This window comes from Sphingomonas mali NBRC 15500, from assembly GCF_001598415.1.
Classification (GTDB): domain Bacteria; phylum Pseudomonadota; class Alphaproteobacteria; order Sphingomonadales; family Sphingomonadaceae; genus Sphingomonas; species Sphingomonas mali.
This window is the reverse complement of the sequence record NZ_BCYX01000005.1, coordinates 65,060-90,351: the sequence shown is the minus strand read 5'-3', so window position 1 is coordinate 90,351 and position 25,292 is coordinate 65,060. Positions and strand designations below refer to the sequence as shown.

Sequence of the window (25,292 nt, the reverse complement as noted above, 5' to 3'; positions counted from 1 at the left end):
AATATCCTCTTCATTCTCTTCACTTCCCCCTCCCGCTGGGTCGTTTAGAACGCTGCTTCGAATAGTACCGTGACCGTGTCCGCATAGCGCCCGGCGACCAGCGCTCCGCCCCCCGGCGGAACCGCGATCGTCAGGTCCATGTCGCCCGCGCCGCCATCAGCGGTCGCGATCGCGAGGACGTTGTTGTTGATCGTCTGCACGCTGGCATTCTGGCCCGCCCAGGTCGCGCTGATCTGATATCCGACGAATTCGCCGAATCCGGTCGGCGATTGCCGATTGCGGGCGTTGCCGCCGTCGCGCAGCAAGCCACCATTGGTGCTGGTGACCGTCAGCCGATGCGGCGCGTTGCAGATCACCGGCAGCGCCAGGTTGATCGCGGCGCCACGCGGCTGCGCGGTCTGCGGATCGCCGAACTCGACGATGCGGATCTCGCCGCTCGAGGCACCGGTGCTGGTGAAGGTCGCGTTCTGCGCGCCCGACGCGGTCGGCGCGTTGAGCACGCAGGCCGGCGGCGCGCGCCCGGCGATCTCCAGCCGGCCCTGGCCGGTGTCGTTCGGATTGATGGTCTGCGCCTGTGCCTGCGCCGCGACGCTGGTCGCGAGCAAGGCCGGCAGAATGAGGGCGATGCGATGCATCAGCGCGGCTCCACGAATATCCGCATCGTGTCGGCATAATCGCCGGCCAGTAGCGGGGCATTGTCGCGGGCGTTGGACGCGCCCGGCGCGATGTTGAGCTTCAGGTCGATCTCGCCCGCCGTCGGCAGGTCGATGTTGAACTGCTGGTCGTTGACGCGGCGCGCCTGGGCATCGGCGTTGAGCACGCCATTGACCACACCCCACATCACCGTCGCGCGATAGGGCACGGCCGAGCCGAACCCCGGCGCGGGCGCCCGGGTGCGCTGCAACGTAGGCCACAGGCCGTTATTCTGCGATTCAAGGCGCAGCCGGTGCGGATAGTTGCACACCGCGTCGAACTTCACGTCGACCGAGGCGGCGGCGACCGCCAGCGTGGTCGGATCGATCATCTGGTCGATCTGCAGCGTGTTGCCGCTCAGCCCGCGGAAATTGATCTGGTTGCCCGCCGCCACCCGGGGCGACCCCACCGCGCATACCGGTGGGGCGTTGCCTGTAACCGGCAGGGTCTTGGTCGCCACGGTCGACTGGGCAAATGCGGGGGATGCCCAGGCGAGGAGCCCGCCGACGACCAAGACCGTTTCAAGGCGGAGGCAGCGCGACATCGTCAGGACGCCACGGCCAACGTAACGGTGACGTTGCCCTGATAATTGGTGTCGGCGACCAGCCGCTGGGTCGCCCCGCCATTGGTCGAGAAGCTGCCGACCGAGACGGTGATATCGCCCGAGAACGCGGTCCCGCGCGTCTGCACCGCGGCGGGGTTGCTGCCCGCGCCGGTCGCGAAAGAGGCCGGTGTCGTCGTCCAGCCGGCGGCGGTGGCCGTATAGTCGACCACGCGCGAGAAGCCGGCCGGCGGCGTGCTGGTAAAGGTCTGCGCGGCCATCGGCGTCGCGTTGACGGTGATGGTGCTGCGCGCGCTGCAGAACGAGCCCGACAGGACCTTGGGCGGTGCCGCCAGGTCGGTCCGCAACAGGCCGGTGTTGAGGTCGATCAGCACGCCCATGTCGAACGTCGATCCGGTGCCGGCGATCGTTCCGCCGACGCACATCGCGGGCACGTTGCCGACGACGGCGAAGTTCTTGGTGTCGGTGTCGCTGCTCTGGGCCGCGGCACTGCCGCTCCAGGCGATCGCGACTGCTGCAGCCGACAAGACGGCCAGGCGCTTCAGGTTATGCGTCATGATCAATCTCCCCCCGACGCGACCGGTCCGAGCTTGACCACGACCAGGCCGCTATAGGCGCCGGCAGTGAGCAGGAAGTCGGACGGTGCGGTGAAATTGGACAAGGTGACATCGAGATCGGCGACCTTGGGCGCCGGTTGCGTGGGTCCGGTCGCCGACGCTGTCGGCGATCCGCCCCCGGCGGTGGCGGCGGTGGTGACCGACGCCGACCCCGCCGCCCAGTTCGCCACATCGGCGGTGTAATTGACCGCCTTGGCGAAGCCGGGTTCGACCGCGCTGGCGTCGTTCGACACCAAAGCGGTCGCGGTCACCGTGATGGCCGATCCCGCGAAGTTGCAGAACGAGCCCGGCAAGGTGACGATGCGCGGTGCGATGACGGCGATCTTGCCGACCCGCGCTCCCGACGTGTTCGCCATCTGGCCGACATCGACCGGCGCGGGCGTCGGCGTGCCGAGCATACACAGCTTGGCGACCGTGCCCGAGACGCCGACATCGGCGGTCGCGGTGTCGGTGGCCTGGGCGTGCGCGATACCCGGCAGGGCGACCGCGGCGAGCAGGGCAAGAGCGAGGCGCTTCATCGCAGCTTCTCCGTCAGGACCGATCAGGGCGCCGGGGTAACCGACGGAGTCAGCGTCACCAGGACCTGACCCGAATAGTCGCCCGCGACGAGCAGCCCGCTGGTCGGGCTCGACGAGCCGGACAGCGTGACCTTCACGTCACCCGTGAACATGCCCACCGGAACCGCGCTGCCGGCACCATCGGTCACCGAGGTGTCGGTGGCGTTGGCGCTATTGGCGGCGGCGGTCGCGGTGTAGTTGACGACGCGGTCGAAACCGGCCGGTGGCGTGGTCGTGAAGGTCGTGTTGACCAGGCGCTGCGCCTCCACGCTCATCGTGGCGGCAGTGCCGTTGCACCAGCCCTGCAGCGTCCGGGTCTGGCCATCGAGCTTGCTGCTATCCAGCTTGCCCGCGGTGGCCCCCGATCCTTGCAGCGACAGTTCGCCGGCATTGATCACGTCCGACGGCAAGGTGAACTGACAACGGTCGGCGACCGAGCCGTTGATCGTGACGGTGCCCGTCGCCGACGTCGTCTGAGCGGCGGCGGGAAGAGCGGCCGTGGCGGCGATCACCGCTGCCACGGCAAGGATCGAGGTCTTCATCGTTGGTTTCCTTGATTGAAGATCGATTTACGCACCCGGCTTGATCACGACGGTGATCTTGCCAGTGTAGGTCGGATCGGCGGCCAGCAGGTCGCTCGCCGTATCGGTGCGGAAGTTCGAAGCGCTGATGGCGATATTGTCCGAGCCGTTATTGGCAAGACGACCACCGATCAGCGTATCGGCACCGGCGGCAGCGGCGCTGTCGTTGGTGAACGGTCCAGCCGCACCGGCGGTCGTGGTCACGGCGACGCTGGCGGTGAAGTCGATGCTGTTGTCATAGCCGCCGCCGCCCGTGGCGGTGGCCGCCGTGATCGGATCGGCATCGACGCTGATCGTCGGCGCTGCCGTGGTGCAGACCACACGAGCGGTGAGCCCGGCCGCGGCATTGAAGTCCGTGGCGATGTTCGTGCGAAGCTTGCCGGTGGCATCGGCGAGTTCGCCGAGCGCAACGGTCGTGCCGAACGTCGAGCCCGAGCCGGGAACGACCAGGCACTTGCCGGCCACCGAACCGGTGATGTTCACGGTGCCCGTCACATTCTGCGCGGCGGCCGGAGCGGCCAACGCGATCATCGAACCGGCGCCGAGCGCCATAAGCATGAACTTGTTCACTGTACTGTCCCTTTCAAAATTACTGCCGTTGGCGAGCACTGCCCCCCCGGACGGTTCCGCCCACCCTCGGTTGAAGATCGACCGGTTCCCCCGAGGGCGGGAAAAGCGGACGTTTGCGCGGTCATCCTCATGACGCCGCACTCACCGTCACCGTCAGGGTGTCGGAATAGGAGCCGCTGACCAGCATGCTCGGACCGCTATAGGCGGGAGCGCTGACGCGGAGATAAGTGCCGGGCTGATTGACCGACGTCGAATTGAGCAGCAGGCCTTGCGACTGGCTGACCGGGCCGCGGAACGTGCACGGCGCGCCGGAAGTCGCGGTCAGCGTCGCGACCGGGCACGACCCCGTCGCGGTTGCGGTCGTTCCGACCACGTTGAGCGCCACGTCATAGGGTGCCAGCGTGGCATAACCGGTCGGCACCGAGCCGCCGGTCAACAGGCCGCCATTGGCCGAGACCACCGCGACCCGCGACGGGCCGGTGCAATCGAGTACGAACGAGAAATCGTGGTTGAGACCGACGACGTCGAAATCAGGCTGCGTATAGGTGCCCGAGGGCGCCGATCCGGTGGCGAAGCCGCAATGGCCGCCAACCGACGCGGTGACCATCACCGGCAGCTGGCGATTGCCGCCAACCACGCCGGGCTGACCGTCAGCGTAGACCGTTTGCGCGGCGGCGCCCTGCGGAAGCAGCGCGATGCCGATCGCCAACACGATCGTAGTCAATGAACCCCGGCAAGTCACAGTTCGCTGCCCCCTCCCGGACAAATGAACGATGACCCTTTTGTTGACGAGGCAGGCAAAAACGCAAGAAGAATTTTTTACGCTTCATTAACCAATTTAGGTAACCTGCAGAAGAGACGGTATAGCTACGGTTATTGCCCCTATATCCTTGGTTATATGGAATCACTACATCTGTGAAATTTGCTGTTTATTATTGGGACAAAACTTTAGATTCAAAGTCAGTCGCAAAATCTATTGTGCGAAACGTCGAAAATAGTTCGATATTATAACTTTGGTTTCCGATAACTAGTCGAGCCCATACTTGACGCTGGCACCTCGCCTTTGCGCCCCTCCCGATGCGAAGGTCGAGCGCTGCTTTGGAATATAGTTACTGATTCGTGTATAATTATTACTTTGTTAAGTTAGATTGTTAACGCTTGGATGGAATCGACATGGCCGACTCGGCACGACTCGGCACGACTCGGCGACGGAACGCTCCGAATCGGCGGTGAGTCGCGGAACAAAAGTTAGAGAATCAATTCAGGACGATGCTGCGGGCACCGAAACAAAGGATATATGCCGATCGGGTCATGTCGCGGCGGACGTGCGGCTCGGATGCGACCAGCTTTAACCGTCATGCCGGACTTGGAGTTGGACGAAGGTCGACCCCCCGCCCCACCCCGAACAACCCGCACCATAAAGGAACACCGGAGAAATCCGGCCCGGAACCTTTACGAGACGGCAACGATTTCGGTTGATACTCTAGTTAACAGCCAAGGGGGTCCGATTGAGGTCGTTGAGCGAAAACCCGGCGGGCCGCGCGTTGACCGCACGCAGTCTTGCCCTGGTCTGCAAGCTGGAGGTCGGGTTGCCCCGGCTGATGCTGATCTGGGTATTGCTCGCCGGCTTTGCCTGCGGCCTCAGGGTCGCCTTCGCCGCGACGCCGATACTGACGCCGGGCGACGAGCTCGGCAATGCGCTCCCCTATCTGTTGCTGGTCGTCGCGCCGATCGTCACCGTCATGCTGGGATTGTCCGCTTTCCCGGCCGCCACGCTCCACGCCCAGCCGACGACGCGCCTGGCGCGGTTCGGCCGCTGGCGGCGGGTCGACGCGATCGCCGCGCGCTCGATGCCGCTTTATGGCGCGACCGGGTTCATGGCCTCGTTGCTGGTCGGAATCCTGATCAACGTTCCCGTCCGCACGTTCGAGTTCCTGACTGGCATCCCGGCCCTGGGCGGCATGGCGCCCGACTGGTTCCGCACGCTTTATGCGATGATGCTGGCCGACCTGGTGCTGCTGTCGTGCCTCTACGCCCTCGCCTTCGTCCTGGCGCTGCGCCACGTCCCGATCTTCCCGCGCTTCCTGACCGCGGTCTGGGCGATCGATATCCTGATGCAGATCTGCATCGCCCGCGTGATGGGCAATGTCGCCAACCTACCGGGACCGGTGGGCGCGTCGCTCGCCGACATGCTCGAGGGCAATCTCAAGAAAGTGCTGATCAGCGTCGCCATCTGGCTGCCCTATCTGCTGCTGTCGCGGCGGGTGAACCTGACCTATCGCTTGCGGGTCCCGGCGTAGAGCCGCACCTTGATGCCGGTGCCAGTGGCGATGCGTCCTGGCGGCAATATCATTGGCACGTCGTCGCGGCTGATATGACTTGCATCAACTCCTGAACGGACGCAGGCTCGATACATGGGGGGTGCGGTTGAGCGCTAACGTGAGGGTTATCGCGTCCATCGCGCTGATGATTTGCGTGATCTACGGCGTGTGCTCGACGGTCATCCCCTCAGATCTAGACACATATTTATTTCCGTGGATCGCGCACATTCGAGCGGCGGGAGCCGTGGATGCTTTCGGGGGGCCGTTCGGAAACTACACGCCTCCCTATCTCTACCTGCTCGCCATAGGGACGTTGCTGACCGACAATTCGTTGGTCATCGTTAAAGCGCTTAGTACGATATCATGTGGCTTCGCCGCCATCGCCGTTTGGCGCTTCGTTCGTATCGAACGAAATTCCATCGAGGCTGCCGCGATGAGCCTGCTACTTCCCACGATGATCATCGATGGCCCTGTGCTCGGGCAATGCGACGGCATTTGGGTTGCCCTGTGCCTTCTGAGCGTCGCGGCGGCCATTGAGGGACGGATGCTGCCAATGGTGATTTGGTGCGGTATAGCCTTCGCGTTCAAGGCGCAGGCAGCGTTCATTGCGCCTTTTGTTTTGACAATGCTGCTACAGCGCCGAGCGAATATCGTCCTCTGGATCGTCCCTCCCGCGATCTATTGCATCGCCATGCTACCCGCATGGTTGGTCGGATGGCCTGCGACCGATCTTGCGACGATTTATTTGCGCCAGGCCGAATATTTCACGACGATCGGCTCATCGCCCGGATTATGGGCCATCGGTGCCGCGATATTACCGAGAGAGCCGACCGACTTATTCATGATTGGCTATGCGGCAGGGGTAATTTTTTCGGCGATATATGTCGCATCGCTTTGTCGCCGCAGACTATCCCGCGAGCAAATGATAGAAGCCGCCTTGCTATCTGCCCTGGCGTTGCCCTTCCTGCTCCCGAAGATGCTCGAGAGGTTCACTCTTCTGGCAGATTTGCTCGCCCTCTCGCTCGCCTTCATCTCTCCAAAACGGGTCAACGGGGCTGTTGCGACCGCCGTCATCGGGGCATCGAGTACGGGATATATCGCTTATTGGGCGGAAATATACTGGCTTCCGATCATTGGCTGCGTCGTGAACGTCTGGGTCCTCTTTGAACTCTCCAAGCGACTCTTTCGGCCTACGGCAACATGGCTTGAAAGCTCGGAATTTTAATCGAGGCGCCTCGGTCGCGCTCGCCGGTCCGTTGGCGGATGCGGTGGCCTATAACGGTGACTGGGCCCGCGCCTTCGCAGGATAAGCACGGCTACCGCAAAGACGCGCCATTATTACTTTGGCAAGTCCGATCGACAGGCATGCCACACCGCATCCGGCAATAAGATCGACCAGATAATGCCCGCCGTCGACCAACGCAGACACCGTGACGCCGATGTTAAGCAGCGCGAACGGCAGCCAGAGCAGGCGGGTACGCAACATCGCCCAACCCAATATTGTTGCTCCGGCGGCGTGGAAGCTGGGGAACGAGACGAGACCGATGAAGGTATCGAGGTCGATCGAACGCAATGTTCCTGCCCGGATCGGGCCGATCACATCGGGGACTGCCCAAGGCAGCCGGCTCACCATGTGCGGCAAGACCGATCGCGGGACTCCGTAATAGGGAAAGGTGCTCACAGCCGGCGTCAACGGCCAAATAGCGAGTGTTACGACGAGGGCGGCACCCCAAGCGGTCAGAAAGGTCCAACATCGATCGCGCTGCCGAGTCGCGACTAGGAGAAGAACGACGAGGCCAGGCTGCCACGTCAGGGCGTGATAGAGATACTCGGCAGTAGCCAGAACGGTGTCATGCGTTCGCAGAAACCGGACCATGGCAAACCAGTCGAAGCCCATCGCGGCGTCGGCGCGTGCCAGCCAAGCGTCGGCGAGCGGCATTTGCGACGCGCTCAACAAGATCGACCCGAGTTGGCATAGCAGCGACATCAGCCCGATAAGACCAATGCCTTCGAGCAACGTATCGAACTCCCCCAACCTGTAGCGGCGGGCGAGAGTGCCACTGACGATCAGGAGGATAGCGACGATCGCGAGTTGTGTCGGGACCGAGGTAGCAAGGGTGAACGACGTCAGCGTGAAGGTCAGCATCACGGTGAGGGAACCGATCGACGTGATCGTATAAGCCGGGATTGTCTCGCGCGGGAACCACGGCCCCATTTCATCGCGGGGAATGCCTGTCCGCAACCGCGTGATGAGCGAACCTGTCAATTCTCTTTCCTCCCGCACGGGGATCCTGTGCCTGCGGGAACGGGCGCACAATCGATGATCGATCGGGACGGCCGGTCGTTGACATGGATCACTGCCCATTTATCGGCATAGATCCGCCGCCAGCCTGGCTCGTGGTCGAGGATCTTCACCAGCGCATTATCGGGCGGCAGGATCGTCCAACCGAATTTCCAGCGCGCTTCCGCCGCTTTCCAGCGCGCAACGTCACCCTTGGCGATCTCGAAATAGTCGGCGGTGAAGGCATCGCCATACATGTCCGACCGTCCGTCGATGAACGGCGCGATGCCCTCGAACGCCAGCAGCCCGCCGAAACTATATTCGTTGAACACCGGCTTATCGCGCAACCCGGGCGGCAGCTTGCGTAACGCGGTGACCGGGACGCCAGAGCTGTCGGGCCGATCGAACGGCGTGATCAGGCGATAGGTCGCTGTTCCGACGAACAGCAGCAATCCGACCGCCAGCAACGGCGCAAGCTCGCGCCGCCCCGCCCAGAGCCGCGGCAGCAATGCCGGTCGCGGTCGCTCGGCGCCCTCTGCCCAGGCACGCCCAAGCGGCTCGGCCAGAAGGATCGTTGCCAAGGTCACAAGCACCATCTGGTTGCGGATATGATCGAGCGTGATGTGCAGCGCGGCCAGCAGGATCAGCAGGCGCAGCACTGGAACACGGACGGGGCGCAGCAGCAGGAAGAACAGCCCGCTGAGCAGCAGCACTTCGAGGCTGGACGCGCTGCCGAACCGCGCGGGCTGCCATTCGGCTATCAGCGACAGCAAAGAGAGGTTGTTGACGTAGAAGGGGTAGAGCAAGCCATCCAGCCCGGCCGGGGTTGCCACCGCGGCCGCGAGCGAGACGATGCCGAACAGCCCCCATTGCCGGACTACGCGCACTCGGTCGCCCGGCGCGGCGGCAACCAGCGCCTCCAGCCCCAGCCCACCGGCCAGCGCCAGGCCGAACACGAAACTGCCATGAGCATTGGCCCAGACGAACATAAGAATCGCGAGCGCGAGCGGGGGCGCGCGCTCGCGCTCGCGCGCGCGTAAGAGAGCGATCAGCCATGCCGCCAATATCGGCAGCGCGAGCAGATGGGGTCTCGCCAGCAGCGACTGCGCCAACCCGATCGACAGATAGACCATCATCAGCGCGGCGGCGCCGGGTCGCTGCCAGCGCCGCAAATGGAGCGCGATAATGGCGTAGAGCGCCGCCGCCGCGGTGCCGAACAACAGGATCAGCCCACTCCAGCCGCCATAACGCCAGGCGCCGTACATCAGCAACTCGGACAGCCATTCGTGCGCGACCCAGGGGTGGCCGCGCGCAGTGAACGAGAAGGGATCGGATCGCGGAACCGCGCCGTGCGTCGCGATCCATTGTCCGGTCGCGATGTGCCAGCCGGTATCGCCGTCGGCGAAGGCCGAGGATAAGACAGTGACGAATGCGAACGCGATGAAGCTCGCCAGTAATAGGAAGGCAATATCGGGAAGGTCAGCTTCGCTGACTTTACCGTTACTCATTTTGGCATACTTAATTGCCGCATATAAATCTTCCCCTCGGCCCTTTCCCCGACCTAATAGGTGATTCGTTTTTTGCAAAAGTGATTCGCGCGATTTGGACTAATCGGACAGGCGATTCATACCGTTGGATAAAAGCGACACATCGATATACCCAGTCCGGCCCGATTTGGGTATGACGAAGGATATAGAACCTATGCCCTTTGTCCCGAACGGCACATTTTTTCTGCAATTCTTGATGGTTAACCGGCAGCACCCCTTCCCCAAGTCATTTCGGTCAAGTGTCTGATAATGCTACATTAAAGTCTTAATGGTTAACGTAGATTAAGCGTAACCTATTGAAAGAAATATAAAAATAGTGGGTTATTGACACGTTACCCGGTTCGACCCCTTCATCAACTGGCATTCCAGGGACGACTGGTCGGACGAACTCTCAAACGAGTTGAACACCCGATCCCAGACTGCTCGCGGAATCGTTGGGGCCGGTTTTATCCGGCGGGAAGTTGGGGAAGTGACATGACCATGATCAAGAATCTTTTGATGGACGACAGCGGCGCTTCGGCCGCCGAATATGCGCTGATCCTGGCGATCGTCGGAACAGGCATCGCCGTTGCGGCATGGACGCTCGGTGGTGCGATCGGTGGCGCAATGAACAAGGCGACCAACTGCATCAACGCAGGAACGCAGGCTGCCGCAACTACTGCGTGCTAATTATCCCCGGGGGGGGGAGGGGGCGTGCTTCGGCACGTCCCCAATCTTCGTTGGGCTACAATTGACCGGCGGGGGGTCGGGATATGCGTGGACAAGGACTGATAATTTTGGGCGTCGCGATCCTGATCGGGCTCGCGGCGGTTTTCCTTGCCAATTCCTATCTTGGCCGGGTCGAACAGCAACAGGTCACCACACCCCAGGGCATGGTGAAGGTCGCGGTGGCGGCCGTTCCGCTCGACTTCGGCACGCCGATCACGCCCGACAAGGTGCGGCTGGTCGATTGGCCGGCGGGCGCTCTGCCCGAGGGGACGTTCAGTTCGATCCCGCAGCTCCTGCCGATGAACCACACGCGCGTCGCGCTCCGCCCGATGGCGGCGAACGAGCCGATCCTGCGCTCCAAGATTTCGGGTGAAGGCGGCCGCGCGGCGATCTCCGCGGTGCTCGATCCCACCAAGCGCGCGGTCGCCGTGCGCGTCAGCGACGTCGCCGGCGTCGCCGGTTTCGTGCTACCAGGCGATGTCGTCGACGTGCTGGTCACGCGCACGCCAATGGTCGCCAACGGCAGCAGCCAGCAGATCACCGACGTCCTGCTGCAAAAGGTTCGCGTCATCGCGATCGACCAGGACGCCAGTGACAGCACCGACAAGCCCGCGGTCGGCAAGACCGCGACGCTTGAAGTCGCGCAGGTCGATGCGCAGAAGCTCGCGCTGGCGCAGCAGGTCGGGCAGTTGAGCCTGGCGCTGGTCAATCCCGCGTCGGAAACCAGCCCGACGGTCGAAACCGTCAGCACCGACGATCTGCGCGATGGCGCCTATGTCGGCGGCTATTCGGACGGCGCGCCGCGCTTTCAGCCGCCACCACTTCTTTCCGCTCCACCCGCGGGGCCACGCGCCCCTGCTCGCAAGCCCGCGAACCCCGACCTCACGGTCATGATCGTCCGCGGTACCAAGGACAGCAGCTATGAGGTGGGTCGCTATGTCGGTCGCTGATATGAAGGCGCGCTGTCGCGTGCTCGCACTGGCGGCCAGCGCCGCCGCCATCATCGCCCCGGCGATGACCCAGGCGCAGGAAACGGTCAGGACCGCGGATGTCAATCTGCGCGCCGGCCAGCTCGACGTCGCCGTCAACAAGAGCCAGGTGCTGACCGCCGATCGGCCGTTCGCCAAGGCGCTGATCGGCAATGCCGATGTCGCCGACGTCCTGCCGCTGACCAATCGCTCGCTCTACGTTTTGGGCAAGAAGATCGGCACGACCAGCCTGACGCTCTATGACAAGAACAACAATCTGATCTCCGTGATCGACGTCGCGGTCGGGCCCGACGTCCTCTCGCTGCGCCGCCAGCTCAGCGAGCTGATGCCGAGCGAGCAGATCGGCGTCCGCATGTCGGGTGACTCGGTGGTGCTGACCGGCACCGTCTCGAGCGGCCCGGCCATCGATCGGGCCAAACAGATCGCCGCGACTTATGCCGGCGACAAGGTCGTCAATCTGCTCGCGGTCGGCGCCTCGCAACAGGTCATGCTGGAAGTGCGGTTCTCCGAAATGAACCGCAACGTGGCGAAAAGCCTGGGCCTCAACACCGCCTTCACCAACGGCAACGGCGCCAACACGTTCCAGGGCGGGATCGGCAATACCGCGCCGGGCACCGCGCTGCTGACCAACAAGAACGGCGTGCCGACGGTCAACCTGTCGGGCATCCTCGACACGTTCGGTGTCGTGTCCAAGGGCATCTCGCTCGGCAACCTCAACATCTTCACCGCGCTCGACGCGCTGGAGCGCAAAGGGTTGGTGACGACTTTGGCCGAGCCGACCCTGGTCGCGCTGTCGGGCGAATCCGCGTCGTTCCTGGCGGGCGGCGAATTCCCGGTGCCAATCTCGCAGGGCAGCAGCGGCGCCGGCCAGAACGGCGGCAACGCGATCACGGTCGAATACAAGCCGTTCGGGGTCAGCCTGGCGTTCACGCCGACCGTGCTCGACGACGGCGTGATCAACATGGTGGTCGCGCCCGAAGTCAGCTCGATCGATCCTTCGGCCTCGGTCACGATCAACGGCCTGACCATTCCCGGGCTGCAGACGCGGCGCGCCAGGACCACGCTGGAATTGCGCGACGGCCAGTCGTTCGCGATCGCCGGACTGTTGCGCAAGGATTTCCAGAGCACGGTGCGGCAATTCCCGGTGCTCGGGTCGATCCCGATCATCGGCGCCTTGTTCAGCTCGAGAGGGTTCCAGCGCCAGGAAACCGAGCTGGTGATCATCGTCACGCCGCGCCTGGTGCGGCCGGTGCCGGCGGGGCAGATCCGCCTGCCGACCGATCGCGTCCAGCCGCCCAGCGAACTCGACCTGTTCCTGAACGGGCGGACCGACAAGGCGGTCGGAACCAATCCGTTCGACCCGAACGAACCGCCCAAAGATGGGCCGAAGCCGACACCACCCGCCGGAGGCTTTTCCGGTCCCAATGGCTACGCGCCGCAAAGGTGACCGATATGCGCTTCATCCATCCGATCACGGCTATCACCTTGCTGGGAGGCATCGGCTTGCTGGCCGGGTGCACGCCGATCGACACCACGTTGGGCGATTCGGTGAAGACCGATTATGCGCTCCAGACGATCAATCCCGATCCCAAGCCCGTTCCGGCCGAGGCCGCGGTGATGGAAGGCGGATCGGGCACGCAGGCGGCGGGCGCCGCCGAACGCTATCGCAAGGGCGCGGTCAAGCAGCCCCAGGCCCAGACCACCGGCAGCGGCGGGAGTTCCGGCAGCGGCGGTGGTGGCGGAGGCGGGGGGGGATCCCCCCCCAGTTCCAACTGACATGCGCCGCGCACCCCAAAAGCTCTGGAAATCCGAGAGCGGATCGGTCGCGCCCATCGTCGCCATATCGCTGTTCGCGCTGATCGGCGCGGCCGGCATCGGGTTCGATTATTCGCGCCTCGTCGGCTTGCATACCGAGCTTCAGGACGCCGCCGACCATGCCGCGCTGGCCGCTGCCGGCCAGCTCGACGGCAAGACCAATGCCCGCAGCCGCGCGATCTCCGCCGCGCAAAGCCTGATCACCAATCTGGCGCTGTTCGCCAATGACGGCGCCAACCGCAACGTGTCGGTGGCGAGCGGCAACGTGGTCTTCTATCAGGACAAGGCCAAGACCACGCTGTCGACCAGCGATGCCAATGCCTATTTCGTCCAGGTCACCGTCGACACCAAGCAGGCCCGCTATGCGCTGACCCCGGTGGTCGCCGCCTTCACATCGGCATCGATCAACGCCAAGGCATTCGCCGGGGTGGCATCGGGCATCTGCAAGGTGCCGCCGGTGATGATCTGCAATCCGTCCGAAGGCGCCACCAACACCGATTATCTCGCCGATTTCAACGTGGCGACGGGCACCGGGCTCAAGCTGGTGACCGGCAACGCCACCGCGCCCGGCAATTTCGGCTGGCTCGACACCAATTTCGGCAACGGCGCCAACGCGCTCGCCGAATCTCTGGGCTACAACGTACCGCCGGGCGATTGTTCGCCGATAACCGGCGTTACTACCAAGCCGGGCATGAGTACGTCGGTCCTGTCGGCGTTCAACACGCGGTTCGATATCTTCGATAACGGCAATTCGACCTGCCCGTCGCAGGACGGCGGCACGTGCTCGCCATCGGCCAACACGCGCAAGGATCTGGTGTGCGATTCCAATAACGGCGCCACCTGTAACAACGACAAATGGAGCGAGTCGCCCAAGCCGTATCGGCCGACGACCGTTGGTGTTTTGCCCAGCAACGGCAGCGCCGATCCGGACATGATGGGCTATCCCCGCGACCTGTGTCACGCGGTGCCGTCCGGCACGTCCGGGGCGTGCGGCATCACCGGTAACGGCACTTGGGATCGCGACGCCTATTTCCGCGTCAATTACGGCTATGCCAATCAGTCGACATGGGTGGCGGCGACCGGGCTTTCTTCCACCGCGTCGCGCTACGACGTCTATCAATGGGAACTGGCCCATCCGTCGATCGTCTCGAACGGGTCCGCGCATGGTATCGGAGTCGCGCAGGCGCTGTCGGGCAAGAATACCGGGTTCGGCGTTCCCGCGACCGGCCGTGCGGGACTGACGCCAGGCGGCTCGAACCTCGACCGCCGCCGGATGTCGGTCGCGGTGCTCAATTGCAACGCACTCTCGATCAACGGCAAGACCACACAGATTCCGGTCGCGAAGTGGCTCGACGTGTTCCTGGTCGAGCCGGCCTTCAATCGTACGGGCGGCAGCGGTTCGAACAAGGCGACCTATACCGATCAGAAAGAGGTCTATGTCGAGGTGATCGGCACGACCACGAACGGGAGCGCGGGCGGGGCCGCGGGGCAGGTGGTACGCAAGGACGTACCCTATCTGATCGAATGATCCGGCGGCGTTTCTCGATCGCCTCACGGGCGCTGGCGTGCCGCCGCGGTTCCGCAGCGGTCGAAATGGCGCTCGTCACGCCGATGTTCCTAATACTCGGCTTCGGTTCGGTCGACCTGGGCAATTACTTCCTGTCGGAACATGCCGTGCTGAAGGGCGTGCGCGACGGCGCGCGCTACGCGTCTCGGCGCTACCCGGTCAATTGTGTCGCGGTAACGACCGACACCAGCGCTATCGCCGTCGCAACCCAGAATCTGGTGCGCACCAACACCATCGACGGCACCGGTGCGCCTCGCCTCAACGGCTGGAGCAGCAACACGACGATCGTCGTGTCGGTCGCGTGCAACACCAACGCTACGTATCGCGGCGGTATCTATACCGCATCGACCGCGGGCGCGCCCGTGGTCTCGGTGACCGCGACAGTACCCTATCCGTCGCTGTTCAAGGCATTCGGGATCACCAAGACGACGATCAACCTCAACGCGACCGCGCAGGCGGCGGTGGTGGGCGCATGATCGCCTGGCGTGCCATGCTGCGATCGACGCATGGCGGGACCGCCGCCGAATTCGGCCTGCTGACGCCATTGCTGCTGTCGTTCATGATCGGCACGGTCGATCTCGGGCGGTTCCTGTGGACGTGCAATCGCGCCGAAAAGGCGACCCAGATGGGGGTGCGCTACGCGGTCACCAACGACGTCGTGCCGAGTGGGCTTGCTACATACGATTTCGCGGTAGCCGGCGGCATCCCGCAAGGTGATCCGATCCCGTTGAGCTCCTTCGGTGGCGCCGATTGCAATTCGGCCAGCGGCACGGTGAGCTGCACCTGCAGGACTGGGGCGACTTGCCCCACGCTCACCCCCATCAACACGGCGGCGTTCAACGCCATCGTGACCCAGATGCAGCGATTCTACCCCAGTCTGACCGCCGACAAGGTCACGGTCAGCTACGAATATTCGGGTTTGGGCTATGCCGGGGATCCCAACGGGATCCAGGTATCCCCGGTCGTCACGGTCCGGCTCAAGCCGACCACCTTCACGCCGATGCTTTTCCGCTTCTTCGGGAACACTACCGTCAGCCTGCCGGCCTATGCTGCCTCGCTGACGCTGGAAGACGGCAAGAACACATGAACTGGGAGTTAGCGTTGTGGGAGCGGTAGAGTTGTCCGAGTTCGAACCGAACAGCTGGACCATCAGGCGGCCCGGCGCGGCGGTCGAGCTGGTCCTGTCGCAAGAGGAAGTGCTGACCGCCGAATTCGGCCCCAGCGTCGTCGGCGGCTGGTCGCTCGACACCAGCAAGATCGAACCCGATGACGATGTCCCGGAAGAGATCGCCAAGCGCGCGCGCGTGATCGTGATCGAGGTGCGGCCCGACCGGCCGGCCTCGCTCGCGCGGCTGATCAAGCTGCACGTCGCCAATCCCTCGATCGCGGTGATCGCCGCGGTCCGCAACCCGACGGTCCCGACGATGCAGGCACTGCTCCGCGCCGGCATCAGGGACGTCATCGCGCTGCCGTTGGTCCGCAACGATCTCGAAACCGTGCTGGAACGGATGCGCGAGGAGATCGAGCGCGGGCTGGCCCAGGAGACGCCGACCGGCAAGGTCGTGTCGATCATCAAGAGCGTCGGCGGCGTCGGCGCGACCGCGTTGCTGACCCAGGCCGCGGCGCTCTATGCCCAGCGCGAAGCCGAACGCGGGTTCAAGGCGTGCCTGTTCGACCTCGATCTGCAGGGCGGCAATGCAGCGACCCATCTGGGGATCAGCCCGACCCTGACCGTCAGCGAATTGCTCGACGCCGGCAAGCGGCTCGACTCCACCGTGCTGGCGTCGGTCGCGGCCGAACATTCGTCGGGCTTGCGGATCATCGCCGCCCCCTCCGAGCTGATGCCGACCGATACCGTCGGCACCGACCAGATCTGCGACATCGTCCACCTGGCGACCGCGGAATATCGCACCGTCTTCCTCGATCTGCCGAGCGACTGGACCAATTGGTCGCTGTCGCTGGTCGCGCAGTCGGACGTCGTGTTCCTGATCGTCGAACTGTCGATCGCCAGCCTGCGCCAGGCGCAGCGCCAGCTCGCGTTGCTGCTCAAGCTGGGCGTCGCGTCCGAGAAGGTCCAGGTCGTCGTCAACCGCGTCGAGAAACGGCTGTTCCAGCAGATCAACCTGAAGGACGCGTCGGACACGATCGGCCGCCAGATCGGGCTCAGTGTCACCAGCGATTTCGCGTTGATGAACACCGCGCTCAACCGCGGCGTGATGATCGGCGACATCAAGTCGAAGAGCGCGGTGACGCGTGACCTCAACAAGCTGCTCGACGCGATCGACATGCTGCTCGAGCGCGGCTGATGAGCGCCTGGCAGATCAGGCGAGCGGGCGAACGCACTGCCTCCGGGCAGGCCGAGATCGTGCCCGACAAGGACGACCAGGCGCATGCCGAGGCCGATCGCCACACCGCGCTCAAGGTCGAATTGCACCAGCGGCTGCTCGACCTGATCAACCTGTCCGCGCTCGAGACCATGTCGCGCGAGCAGATCCAGGCCGAGATCGGCGAGATCGTCCACGAGCAATTGTCGCTGCAGAAGCACGCGCTCAACCTCGCCGAGCGCAAGCGGCTGGTCAGCGACGTGCTCGACGAGCTGCTCGGGCTCGGGCCGCTCGAGCCCTTGCTCAAGGACGAGAGCATCACCGACATCCTGGTCAACGGCTTCGACTCGGTATTCGTCGAGCGCCACGGCAAACTCGAACCGTCGTCGATCCGCTTCAAGGACGAGCGCCATTTGTTGCGCATCATCCAGAAGATCGTCTCCGCAGTCGGGCGCCGGGTCGACGAAGCGTCGCCTTATGTCGATGCGCGACTGGCCGACGGCTCGCGCGTCAACGCGATCATCCCGCCGCTCGCGGTCGATGGATCCTTGCTCTCGATCCGCAAGTTCGCCCGCGTGCCGATCGATATGGAACGGCTGATTTCCTACGGCAGCGTGCCGCGGTCGGTCGCGCTGGTGCTCGAAGCGATCGTCGAGGCGCGGCGCAACATCCTGATCTCCGGCGGCACCGGGTCGGGCAAGACCACCCTGCTCAACGCGATGTCGGCCTATATCGACAATGCCGAGCGGATCGTCACGATCGAGGATTCGGCCGAACTCCAGCTGCAACAGACGCATATCGCGCGGCTCGAAACGCGTCCGGCCAATATCGAAGGCAATGGCGAAGTCACCCAGCGCGACCTGCTCAAGAACGCGCTGCGCATGCGGCCCGACCGCATCATCGTCGGCGAAGTCCGCGCCGGCGAGGCGTTCGACATGTTGCAGGCGATGAACACCGGCCATGACGGGTCGATGACCACGGTCCATGCCAACACGCCGCGCGACGCCCTGTCCCGGCTCGAACAGATGATCGGGATGAGCGGGATCGACATCGCGCCGCGCTCGGCGCGCGCGCAGATCGCGTCGGCGATCAACGTCGTCATCCAGGTCGGCCGCCTGTCCGACGGCAAGCGCCGCCTGATGAGCCTGTCCGAGCTGATCGGCATGGAAGGCGAAGTCGTCACCATGCAGGAGATTTTCCGCTTCCGCATGACCGGCCGCGACGAGCATGGCACCGTGCTCGGCCGGTTCGAAGCGAGCGGCATCCGTCCGCATTTCATGCAGGAGCTGGAGGATCGCGGCATCAAACTGCCCGCCGACATCTTCAATCCCAGCGCGGCGCTCGACTGATGTCCGCCGACGTCATCCGGCTGCTGGTCCTCGCGCTGGTCTTCGCCGCGGTCGTGCTCGGCATCGAGGGCGGTATGCGCTGGTACCGGACCAATCGCGGCGGCGCGATGGCGATCAACCGGCGCCTGCGCCTGATCGCCAGCGGCTTCGACCGGCCCGAAGTGCTCGCGCGCCTGCGCCGCGACGCCTGGGGCGACGCGATCCGCTTGCCGGGCTTTCTCGCGGGCACCGGCCGAAAGCTCGACAGCGTCCTGCGCACGGCCGGGTTCGGGATGTCGCCCGGGCGTACGCTGATGCTGATGCTGCTGATCGTGGCGGTCCTGTTCATGGTGACGTTGTTCGGCGCCGTGATGTTCGGTTTCCGGATCGGGCTGGGCACGGTGCTGATGACCGGTTGCTTCGCCGTTGCGGCCGGCCTGGTGCTGCCGCTGATGCTGATCGCGCAGCGTGCCGAACGCCGCCGCAAGAAGATGGCCGAGCAATTCCCCGTCGCGCTCGACATCTTCGTGCGCGGCCTGCGTGCCGGGCATCCGGTGGCCTCGGCGCTCGATTTGCTGACGCAGGAAATGACCGATCCGATCGGCAGCGAGTTCGGCATCGTCACCGACGAAGTCGCATATGGCGCGGAATTGCGCGACGCGCTGCAGAACATGGCCGATCGCTGCGATCTCGACGATCTGCGGATGTTCGTCGTCTCGCTGTCGGTGCAGAACGAGACCGGCGGCAACCTCGCGGAGATCCTCGAAAACCTGTCCCAGGTCATCCGCGAGCGCGCCAGCATGGTGCTGATGGTCCGCGCGCTCAGTTCCGAAGGCCGGATGACCGGGACGATCCTGACCGCCTTGCCGGTCATGGCGTTCGTCGCCTTGTTCCTGCTCAACCCGCCTTTCTACCTTCAGGTAGCGGGCGATCCTGCTTTCTCGATCGGGTTCGGCTGTCTGATCGGGCTCTATCTGATCGGGTTCTTCATCATCCGCCGTCTCATCAACATCAAGGTCTAGAGCGATGTGGGAAGCCCTTATCCAGCAATTCCCGCGCTATGCGATACTCGCCGGCCTGTTCGCGGTGGTCGTGATGATCGTGCTCGGCGTTTCCACCGTCGTCACCGGGCGCGCCGCCGTGCGTCGCCGGCTCGCCGAAGCAGCGGCGGCGGGACATCATGAGGGGCAAGCGGCGACCTTGCGCGACACGGGGCGCGCCGATGCCTGGAGCCGGATCGTCGGCGCGATCGAAAAGCGCGGCGTGTCGCTGCTCGACACCAACAATGCGACACTGACCGCGAAACTGGCGGCGGCGGGCTATACCTCGCCCCAGGCGCCGCGCGTGTTCACCCTCGCGCGACTCGCACTGACGCTCGGCCTGCCGCTGATCCTGGTGGCGGCAACCGTCTTCCGCGGCGAGGCGCCGTCGCTGCTCAAACTCTATCTGTTCGGAGCGGCGCTCGCGGTGCTCGGGCTCTATTTGCCCAATCTCTGGGTGTCGGCGCGCGCCTCGCGACGCCAGGAGCAGATCGTCAACGGCTTTCCCGACGCGCTCGACCTGATGCTGGTCTGCGTCGAGGCCGGGCTCGGCATGGAAGCGGCGTTCGATCGCGTCGGACGCGAAATGGCGCGGTCGCATCCGCTGGTGGCCAATCTGCTGGCGACCACGGTGCTCGAACTGCGCGCCGGGCGCGGACGCGAGGAAGCGCTGCGCCGGATGGGCGACCGCGCCGCGGTCGACCAGATCCGGTCGTTCACGACATTGCTGATCCAGTCGAACAAGCTGGGATCGAGCATTGGCCAGACGCTGCGCATCTATGCCGGCGAGATGCGCGAACGCCGCAAGATGCTGGCGCAGGAAAAGGCGCACCGCCTGCCGGTGCTGATCTCGATTCCGCTCGTCGCCTGCATGCTGCCGGTGATGATCGGCGTGCTGATGCTGCCTGCGGCGATCCGCGTCGTTCGCCAGCTTCTGCCGATGATGGGAGGATGACGGAATGAAGCGGAATCTCGCCTCGCGTGTCGCCCTGATCGGCCTGGTCGCCGCCACCTGCGGATGCACGAGCTCGGCCAAGCGGACCGCACTGCCGGAGGGAACGCGGTTCACCGCCGCCACGGATGCATCGTCGGTGGCCGCCGCCCGGCTGCTCGCCGACGGCAATTACGGATTGGCGATCGAAATGTATCGCCGCATCCTGGCCGCGACGCCCGACGATCCGGCAGCGGTCGAAGGCCTCGCGCTCTGTTACGACCGGTTGCGCCGCTACGATCTGAGCGACGTCTATTTCCAGAAGGCGCTGGCACTGGCCCCGCGCAACGACGCCTTCTACCGCGCTTATGCCGCATCGCTGACCGCGCAGGGCCGCCAAGACGCCGCAGCGTTGCTCGACGTCGACATGCGCGCCATGCTGGCTTCCGCCTCCGCTACGCCTGCCGCTCCAACGCCGCCGAGCCAGCCCGTTGCGCCGCCTCCGATAACCGCCCCTGCGCTGGCGAGCGCCGCGGCGGTACCTGTCATGCCAGCCCCCGTCATCGCGGCCGGCCCGCGCCTCGAACAGTCAGCTCCGGGCGTGGTCCATCTGATCCTGCCGCCCGAGCGTAGCGCAGGCAGGGGAGTTGCTCTCGCCCCTCCGCTGACACCAGTGCCCTTACCCGCGCCCTCGCGGGTGGCGTCGCCGAAGCCGATGGCCACAACGCCGGCGCCTGGCGCGCTGCGCAACACGATGGTGGTCAACGCCGCCGGGCGCAAGGGCATTGCCGGGCGCGTCCAATCCTATCTTGCCGGGCGCGGCTGGCGCCCGCTCGATCGCGGCGACAGCGGAATGCGCATCGCGGTGAGCCGTATCCTCTATCCACCATCGGGCGAGGCGACCGCACGCCGGCTTGCGCGCGCGGTGCCGTTCCCGACCCGGCTTTACGCCACCACCCAGGCCAATCGGATCCAGTTGCTGGTCGGCGGTAATGCGCTGCGTTTCGTCACCAAGCCCGGCGGGGGACGACGGTGATCCTCGGCTTCCGGCTGCTATCCCTGGCGGCCCTGTTTGCTTTTGGCACGGCGTCGGCGGCGCCGCCGGACGATCTCGCGCTGGTCGACGCCGCGATTAGGAGCGGGCGGCTGGTGCAGGCGCAGACGATGCTCGACCTGTTGCCCGATGCCAAATCCGACACGTTCGAGGTCGCGGTGCTCCGCGCACAGCTGATGCTGGCGCAAGGCCAATATGCCGAGGCCGAGCGGGCGTTCGGCAAGCTGGCGGCGACGCCTAGCGATGATTGCCGCGTAGTCGCCGGACTGGGTAGCGCGGCCGCGGCGTTGCGACATACCGAGGCGGCGCTTGCCCGGTTGAAGGATGCGACAACGCGCTGCCCGGCCGACTGGCGGCTATGGGCCGATCTCGGCCACGCCTACGATTCGGGCGCGCGCTGGAACGACAGCAAGGCCGCCTATGAGCGGGCGTCGGCGCTGAACGGACCGCGTGCGTCGTTGCTCAACGACATGGCGATCTCATTGTTGATGCAACACCGCTATCCCGAAGCCAGGGCGCTGCTGCAACAAGCGCTGGCGGCCGATCCCGACGACCGGCGTATCGCCAACAATCTCGATATTGCCGCCGCATCGATGGGCGAGGCGCCGGTGCGCCGCCGCGGGGAGGATGCGGCGCGATGGGCGGAGCGATTGTCCAACGCCGGCTACGCCGCCTCGCTCGCCGGCCGGAGCGATGATGCGCGGGCATGGCTGACCCAGTCGATCGCCGCGGCACCGATCTATCCGGCGGCAACCGCCAACATCCTTTCGTCGCTGGGACCCCAGAAATGACGTCGCTTCACAATATCCTGTTGATCGCTTTGTACCTCGTCCTGGCCCTCGCCGCGCTAACCGACGTGTGGAAACTGCGCATCCCGAACATATTCCCGGCTGCGGTCATCCTGCTGTTCCCGGTCTGGATATACAGCTGCGGCTGGAACGCTCAGCTGTGGCAGAACGCGCTCGTGTTCCTCGGAACCTTCCTGGGCGGGCTGTTCCTGTTCTCGCGTGGATGGCTCGGCGGCGGCGACGTCAAATTGATGGCGGCGATCGCCTTGTGGTTCGACTTCAAGGGCGCGTCGGCGCTGTACCTGTGGATGGGAATCGGCGGCGCGCTGCTCGCCATCGCTTTCATCGTGCTTCGGCGGATGCTGCCCGCCGGGATCGCGCAATCGACCAGCGTACCCAGCCTCAAGGCGCGCGGGCCGATCCCCTATGGCCTGGCGATCTCGGCCGGCGCGATCCTCGCGATCGTCGGGGGCTATATCAATCCGCAGCCCAAGCCCTGGAATCTCGACCCGGCCAGCCTGACCGGTTCACATCGCTTCGGCGGCTAACATCATGATCAGCTGAGCGCGCGAACTGATCCCCAGCTTGCCGTAGATATGGTGCAGGTGGAGCTTGACCGTGCCTTCGGTCAGTCCGCAGCGGCGCGCGATCTCGCGGTTGCGCAGGCCTTCGCCGACCAGCTTGACCAATTCCTCCTGCCGGCGCGTCAGCCCATATTGCGGCAGCACGGGCACCGACTGGCCGGCCATGCTGCGCTTCAACACGCGCTCGATGATGGTCGGGTCGATCCAGGTGTCGCCGCGCTTAACCGCTTCGATGCAGGTGATCAGGTTGCTGGGGTCGTTGTGCTTGAGGACGATACCGTTGATGCCGAGCTTGACCGCTTCCATCGTCTCGACCGGCTTCAGGCCGACGGTGAGGAAGACGATCGGGATCTGATTGCCGGCGCCGCGAAACGTCCGCAGGATGTGCAAGCCACCACCATCGGCCATGCTGACGTCGAGCACCAGCAAGTCGAACGTACCGTGCGCGACACGGTCGATCGCATCGACCGAGGTTCGCGCCGTATCCTGGACGACATGGCCATTGGTCTCGAGGAACTGGCGCAGCCCCTCGAGAAAGATCGGATGATCGTCAACCAGCAGCAGTTTCGACATGGACACCAGCCTTTAATGGAATTCTGAGCGACAATAGCACACCGCGCTCCATCGGATCGGTATAAGCGCGCCCGTTGAGCGCCTTCACACGCTTGGTCAGCGAATGCGACAAGACGCCTTCGACATCAGCGCCGTCGGCAGCGGTATCGATGATCGTCGCGCCGTCGCTCCTGATCGCGACGAACACCGCCTCGTCGCGCAGTGCCGCGGCTACCTTGACCACCGAGGCATGCGCATGTTGCACCGCGTTCGACACCGCCTCGCGTACCAGGAACTCGACTTCGAGCGCGATGTCGGGAGAGACGGGCAGCACCGCGGGCTCGGCCTGGACCGAACAATCGATGCCCCATTGCCGCGACAGCAATTCGGCGCGCTGCGCCAGGTGGCTGGCGAGGTCGATCCGCTCGCTGACCGGCTGCGCGCTGTCGTTGACCAGCTCGCGCAGGCACGCCTGTTCGGCGGAGATGATCGACTCCAGGCCCTTCAATCGCTCCTGCCGCTTGGCGATCGGCATGTCGGTTTCCTTCATCAGAACCGCGACCTGCATCCTGAGCCCGGCGAGCGTCTGCAACACGCTGTCGTGCATGTCGCGACTGATCTCCAGTCGCGCATTGGCGAAGGCATTCTCGCGCCAGGCCTCGAACATCTGGTAACGGTCGAGCGTCGCGCTGACCGCATGGCCGGCACTGGCGACCTGACCCAGCAGGATCTCCGACACGCGCGGCAATCCGATCAGATAGACATAGCCCTCCATCGCATTCGCCGCGATCGGCATCGCGCCAACGATCGCCGCCCCGTCGATCAGCTCGTCCGACAGGAAACCGGGCTCGACCGCGCGGACGACCGGGTCGCTCCCCGCCTTGCTGTTGACCATCGCCTTTCCGGTCCGCGCCTCCCACAAATAGGCTTCGTCCCAGCCGGTCGGCAGCAGCATGCGGTCGGCGATCGCGGACGGCGGATCGAATTGGGACAAGGCGCCGCCCGCGAAGCGATAGAAATGCCGATCGTCATCTTCCCCGCCCCGCCAGCAGATCAGGATTGTCTGCACCTGGAACCGGCTGGCCAGCCGCGCCGCGATCTCCTCGATCGGCATCGATCGCGCGCGCATGCCCGTGGCCAGCAACTCGCCGTTCCAGCGGTCGCTCGACGCAGCATCGGTCTGCCGCATCTTCACCACCAGCGCGGCGGCGGCAATAAAGGTCAGCACCGTGAATTGCAGCATCCGCTGGCCATCGCCGATACGGGGCAAGGCCGGCCACAATGCCGCCGCCCGGTCATGGAGAAGGATGACGAGCGACAGGATCAGATATTCGAGCGCGACGCTGGCGATGCTCGACTGAATCCGCTTGGCGACCAGCAGGAAAACAATGAACGGCAGATAGAGAATGGTGACGGTCGGGTAGAAGATCAGCACGCCAAGCCCGATCGCCTCATCCGCGACCGAGCCGATACGGCGCATCAACCACGTTGCTTTCCAGGATACCAACCTCACGACCAGCGCCGCGACCGCGAGCAACAGATAGGCTATGAAGCACCAGCGGGCCGCACGATTGAGCGCCGGAATTGGGAAGGGCATCGCCATGACGATGCCCAATGCGATCGTCGCGAGCAGCGTGCGGCCGGCGGCGACAACGTCATGCGCCACCGAATAACCGAGATCGCGCCTCAGCGCCTCTTTAAGGCCGTTTGCAAACTCGCCCGTCACTCACTTCCCCCGGCCGCGATAATACACCATCGACACGGAAATGTCAGACGATCTCTAGCGTGCATTGTCCCAAGAAGAGCACAGCCATCTGCCAGCGCAGGTCACGTAGGACGGAACCCCTTTCGTCCTCTGGCACCACCAATCAATCTCGCAATTC

General features: G+C 64.6%; 27 protein-coding genes. 16 read left to right on the top strand and 11 right to left on the bottom strand.

Going from position 1 to position 25,292, the window contains the following annotated elements; translation table 11 throughout:
- Positions 1–44 precede the first annotated feature (44 nt).
- The 7 genes from SMA01S_RS06345 to SMA01S_RS06315 all read right to left on the bottom strand — a co-directional run bounded on the left by SMA01S_RS06345 (position 45) and on the right by SMA01S_RS06315 (position 4,304).
- A complete protein-coding gene (locus SMA01S_RS06345) occupies positions 45–635 on the bottom strand; it encodes a spore coat protein U domain-containing protein (RefSeq protein ID WP_066819486.1) in 591 nt (196 codons plus the stop codon).
- On the bottom strand, positions 635–1,237 hold the full coding sequence (locus tag SMA01S_RS06340) for a hypothetical protein (RefSeq protein ID WP_066819485.1): 603 nt from the start codon (positions 1,235–1,237) through the stop codon (positions 635–637). Before SMA01S_RS06340 ends, SMA01S_RS06345 begins: the two co-directional genes overlap by 1 nt.
- Before the next feature lie 2 nt (positions 1,238–1,239).
- On the bottom strand, positions 1,240–1,812 hold the full coding sequence (locus SMA01S_RS06335) for a hypothetical protein (RefSeq protein WP_066819483.1): 573 nt from the start codon (positions 1,810–1,812) through the stop codon (positions 1,240–1,242).
- A gap of 2 nt (positions 1,813–1,814) precedes the next feature.
- The gene (locus tag SMA01S_RS06330; RefSeq protein WP_066819481.1) at positions 1,815–2,390 is read right to left on the bottom strand and encodes a hypothetical protein; all 576 of its coding nucleotides are present in this window, start codon (positions 2,388–2,390) and stop codon (positions 1,815–1,817) included.
- Positions 2,391–2,413: 23 nt separating this feature from the next.
- The gene (locus tag SMA01S_RS06325) at positions 2,414–2,971 is read right to left on the bottom strand and encodes a hypothetical protein (RefSeq protein ID WP_066819479.1); all 558 of its coding nucleotides are present in this window, start codon (positions 2,969–2,971) and stop codon (positions 2,414–2,416) included.
- Between the two features lie 27 nt (positions 2,972–2,998).
- Entirely contained in the window at positions 2,999–3,580 is a 582-nt protein-coding gene (locus tag SMA01S_RS06320; RefSeq protein WP_157093833.1) for a hypothetical protein, read from the bottom strand.
- 127 nt (positions 3,581–3,707) lie between these two features.
- Positions 3,708–4,304: a hypothetical protein gene (locus tag SMA01S_RS06315; RefSeq protein WP_157093832.1), complete on the bottom strand. Its 597-nt coding sequence runs from the start codon at positions 4,302–4,304 to the stop codon at positions 3,708–3,710.
- A gap of 784 nt (positions 4,305–5,088) precedes the next feature.
- On the opposite strand from SMA01S_RS06315, the gene SMA01S_RS06310 reads away from it, so the two are divergent.
- Together SMA01S_RS06310 and SMA01S_RS06305 are read left to right on the top strand one after the other, a co-directional pair.
- Complete coding sequence (locus SMA01S_RS06310; RefSeq protein WP_066819472.1) at positions 5,089–5,880, top strand: DUF2569 family protein; 792 nt, start codon at positions 5,089–5,091, stop codon at positions 5,878–5,880.
- 139 nt (positions 5,881–6,019) lie between these two features.
- Positions 6,020–7,126, top strand: coding sequence for a putative hexosyltransferase (locus SMA01S_RS06305; RefSeq protein WP_157093831.1), 1,107 nt, complete (start codon positions 6,020–6,022; stop codon positions 7,124–7,126).
- Positions 7,127–7,174: 48 nt separating this feature from the next.
- Here SMA01S_RS06305 and SMA01S_RS06300 read toward each other — a convergent pair whose 3' ends face one another.
- A complete protein-coding gene (locus SMA01S_RS06300; RefSeq protein WP_169804204.1) occupies positions 7,175–8,143 on the bottom strand; it encodes a phosphatase PAP2 family protein in 969 nt (322 codons plus the stop codon).
- A 20-nt stretch (positions 8,144–8,163) separates the two neighbouring features.
- Positions 8,164–9,690 carry a hypothetical protein gene (locus tag SMA01S_RS06295; protein WP_066819463.1) on the bottom strand — a complete coding sequence of 509 codons (1,527 nt, stop codon included), beginning with the start codon at positions 9,688–9,690 and terminating at the stop codon, positions 8,164–8,166.
- A 513-nt stretch (positions 9,691–10,203) separates the two neighbouring features.
- On the opposite strand from SMA01S_RS06295, the gene SMA01S_RS06290 reads away from it, so the two are divergent.
- From SMA01S_RS06290 to SMA01S_RS06225, 14 genes are all read left to right on the top strand, one after another.
- Positions 10,204–10,398, top strand: a complete 195-nt coding sequence (locus tag SMA01S_RS06290; RefSeq protein ID WP_066819461.1) for a Flp family type IVb pilin — start codon at positions 10,204–10,206, stop codon at positions 10,396–10,398.
- A gap of 107 nt (positions 10,399–10,505) precedes the next feature.
- Complete coding sequence (gene cpaB / locus SMA01S_RS06285) at positions 10,506–11,387, top strand: Flp pilus assembly protein CpaB (RefSeq protein ID WP_245649179.1); 882 nt, start codon at positions 10,506–10,508, stop codon at positions 11,385–11,387.
- Positions 11,374–12,873, top strand: a complete 1,500-nt coding sequence (locus SMA01S_RS06280; protein ID WP_245649178.1) for a type II and III secretion system protein family protein — start codon at positions 11,374–11,376, stop codon at positions 12,871–12,873. The genes cpaB and SMA01S_RS06280 overlap by 14 nt, the downstream gene beginning before the upstream one ends.
- 5 nt (positions 12,874–12,878) lie before the next feature.
- Entirely contained in the window at positions 12,879–13,202 is a 324-nt protein-coding gene (locus SMA01S_RS06275; RefSeq protein WP_066819624.1) for a hypothetical protein, read from the top strand.
- A gap of 1 nt (position 13,203) precedes the next feature.
- Positions 13,204–14,769 (top strand): pilus assembly protein TadG-related protein, encoded by a 1,566-nt coding sequence (locus SMA01S_RS06270; RefSeq protein ID WP_066819460.1) that lies wholly within the window; start codon positions 13,204–13,206, stop codon positions 14,767–14,769.
- The gene (locus SMA01S_RS06265; RefSeq protein ID WP_066819458.1) at positions 14,766–15,284 is read left to right on the top strand and encodes a TadE/TadG family type IV pilus assembly protein; all 519 of its coding nucleotides are present in this window, start codon (positions 14,766–14,768) and stop codon (positions 15,282–15,284) included. The genes SMA01S_RS06270 and SMA01S_RS06265 overlap by 4 nt, the downstream gene beginning before the upstream one ends.
- On the top strand, positions 15,281–15,895 hold the full coding sequence (locus SMA01S_RS06260; protein ID WP_066819455.1) for a TadE/TadG family type IV pilus assembly protein: 615 nt from the start codon (positions 15,281–15,283) through the stop codon (positions 15,893–15,895). The genes SMA01S_RS06265 and SMA01S_RS06260 overlap by 4 nt, the downstream gene beginning before the upstream one ends.
- Positions 15,896–15,926: 31 nt before the next feature.
- A complete protein-coding gene (locus SMA01S_RS06255) occupies positions 15,927–17,114 on the top strand; it encodes a CpaE/TadZ family protein (protein WP_066819453.1) in 1,188 nt (395 codons plus the stop codon).
- Positions 17,114–18,481: a TadA family conjugal transfer-associated ATPase gene (locus SMA01S_RS06250; RefSeq protein ID WP_066819451.1), complete on the top strand. Its 1,368-nt coding sequence runs from the start codon at positions 17,114–17,116 to the stop codon at positions 18,479–18,481. Before SMA01S_RS06255 ends, SMA01S_RS06250 begins: the two co-directional genes overlap by 1 nt.
- Positions 18,481–19,482: a type II secretion system F family protein gene (locus SMA01S_RS06245; RefSeq protein WP_066819449.1), complete on the top strand. Its 1,002-nt coding sequence runs from the start codon at positions 18,481–18,483 to the stop codon at positions 19,480–19,482. Before SMA01S_RS06250 ends, SMA01S_RS06245 begins: the two co-directional genes overlap by 1 nt.
- Before the next feature lie 4 nt (positions 19,483–19,486).
- The gene (locus tag SMA01S_RS06240; RefSeq protein WP_066819444.1) at positions 19,487–20,455 is read left to right on the top strand and encodes a type II secretion system F family protein; all 969 of its coding nucleotides are present in this window, start codon (positions 19,487–19,489) and stop codon (positions 20,453–20,455) included.
- Positions 20,456–20,459: 4 nt separating this feature from the next.
- Positions 20,460–21,467, top strand: a complete 1,008-nt coding sequence (locus SMA01S_RS06235; RefSeq protein WP_066819442.1) for a LytR C-terminal domain-containing protein — start codon at positions 20,460–20,462, stop codon at positions 21,465–21,467.
- The gene (locus tag SMA01S_RS06230; protein ID WP_066819440.1) at positions 21,464–22,276 is read left to right on the top strand and encodes a tetratricopeptide repeat protein; all 813 of its coding nucleotides are present in this window, start codon (positions 21,464–21,466) and stop codon (positions 22,274–22,276) included. The genes SMA01S_RS06235 and SMA01S_RS06230 overlap by 4 nt, the downstream gene beginning before the upstream one ends.
- Positions 22,273–22,821 (top strand): A24 family peptidase, encoded by a 549-nt coding sequence (locus SMA01S_RS06225; protein WP_066819439.1) that lies wholly within the window; start codon positions 22,273–22,275, stop codon positions 22,819–22,821. The genes SMA01S_RS06230 and SMA01S_RS06225 overlap by 4 nt, the downstream gene beginning before the upstream one ends.
- On the opposite strand, the gene SMA01S_RS06220 is transcribed toward SMA01S_RS06225, so the two are convergent.
- Positions 22,801–23,430: a response regulator gene (locus tag SMA01S_RS06220; protein ID WP_066819437.1), complete on the bottom strand. Its 630-nt coding sequence runs from the start codon at positions 23,428–23,430 to the stop codon at positions 22,801–22,803. The two genes, SMA01S_RS06225 and SMA01S_RS06220, sit on opposite strands and share 21 nt — an antisense overlap.
- Positions 23,408–25,135: a sensor histidine kinase gene (locus SMA01S_RS06215; protein WP_066819431.1), complete on the bottom strand. Its 1,728-nt coding sequence runs from the start codon at positions 25,133–25,135 to the stop codon at positions 23,408–23,410. The genes SMA01S_RS06220 and SMA01S_RS06215 overlap by 23 nt, the downstream gene beginning before the upstream one ends.
- Between the last annotated feature and the right edge of the window lie 157 nt (positions 25,136–25,292).

Excerpts from the sequence above, each read along its gene's own strand:
- SMA01S_RS06325 (WP_066819479.1), bottom strand. The coding sequence starts at position 2,971 with ATGAAGACCTCGATCCTTGCCGTGGCAGCGGTGATCGCCGCCACGGCC.
- SMA01S_RS06280 (WP_245649178.1), top strand. The coding sequence starts at position 11,374 with ATGTCGGTCGCTGATATGAAGGCGCGCTGTCGCGTGCTCGCACTGGCG.
- SMA01S_RS06265 (WP_066819458.1), top strand. The coding sequence starts at position 14,766 with ATGATCCGGCGGCGTTTCTCGATCGCCTCACGGGCGCTGGCGTGCCGC.
- SMA01S_RS06340 (WP_066819485.1), bottom strand. The coding sequence starts at position 1,237 with ATGTCGCGCTGCCTCCGCCTTGAAACGGTCTTGGTCGTCGGCGGGCTC.
- SMA01S_RS06345 (WP_066819486.1), bottom strand. The coding sequence starts at position 635 with ATGCATCGCATCGCCCTCATTCTGCCGGCCTTGCTCGCGACCAGCGTC.
- SMA01S_RS06220 (WP_066819437.1), bottom strand. The coding sequence starts at position 23,430 with ATGTCGAAACTGCTGCTGGTTGACGATCATCCGATCTTTCTCGAGGGG.
- SMA01S_RS06225 (WP_066819439.1), top strand. The coding sequence starts at position 22,273 with ATGACGTCGCTTCACAATATCCTGTTGATCGCTTTGTACCTCGTCCTG.
- SMA01S_RS06240 (WP_066819444.1), top strand. The coding sequence starts at position 19,487 with ATGTGGGAAGCCCTTATCCAGCAATTCCCGCGCTATGCGATACTCGCC.
- SMA01S_RS06235 (WP_066819442.1), top strand. The coding sequence starts at position 20,460 with ATGAAGCGGAATCTCGCCTCGCGTGTCGCCCTGATCGGCCTGGTCGCC.
- SMA01S_RS06295 (WP_066819463.1), bottom strand. The coding sequence starts at position 9,690 with ATGAGTAACGGTAAAGTCAGCGAAGCTGACCTTCCCGATATTGCCTTC.
- SMA01S_RS06330 (WP_066819481.1), bottom strand. The coding sequence starts at position 2,390 with ATGAAGCGCCTCGCTCTTGCCCTGCTCGCCGCGGTCGCCCTGCCGGGT.
- SMA01S_RS06270 (WP_066819460.1), top strand. The coding sequence starts at position 13,204 with ATGCGCCGCGCACCCCAAAAGCTCTGGAAATCCGAGAGCGGATCGGTC.
- SMA01S_RS06275 (WP_066819624.1), top strand. The coding sequence starts at position 12,879 with ATGCGCTTCATCCATCCGATCACGGCTATCACCTTGCTGGGAGGCATC.
- SMA01S_RS06245 (WP_066819449.1), top strand. The coding sequence starts at position 18,481 with ATGTCCGCCGACGTCATCCGGCTGCTGGTCCTCGCGCTGGTCTTCGCC.
- SMA01S_RS06290 (WP_066819461.1), top strand. The coding sequence starts at position 10,204 with ATGACCATGATCAAGAATCTTTTGATGGACGACAGCGGCGCTTCGGCC.
- SMA01S_RS06260 (WP_066819455.1), top strand. The coding sequence starts at position 15,281 with ATGATCGCCTGGCGTGCCATGCTGCGATCGACGCATGGCGGGACCGCC.
- SMA01S_RS06335 (WP_066819483.1), bottom strand. The coding sequence starts at position 1,812 with ATGACGCATAACCTGAAGCGCCTGGCCGTCTTGTCGGCTGCAGCAGTC.
- SMA01S_RS06250 (WP_066819451.1), top strand. The coding sequence starts at position 17,114 with ATGAGCGCCTGGCAGATCAGGCGAGCGGGCGAACGCACTGCCTCCGGG.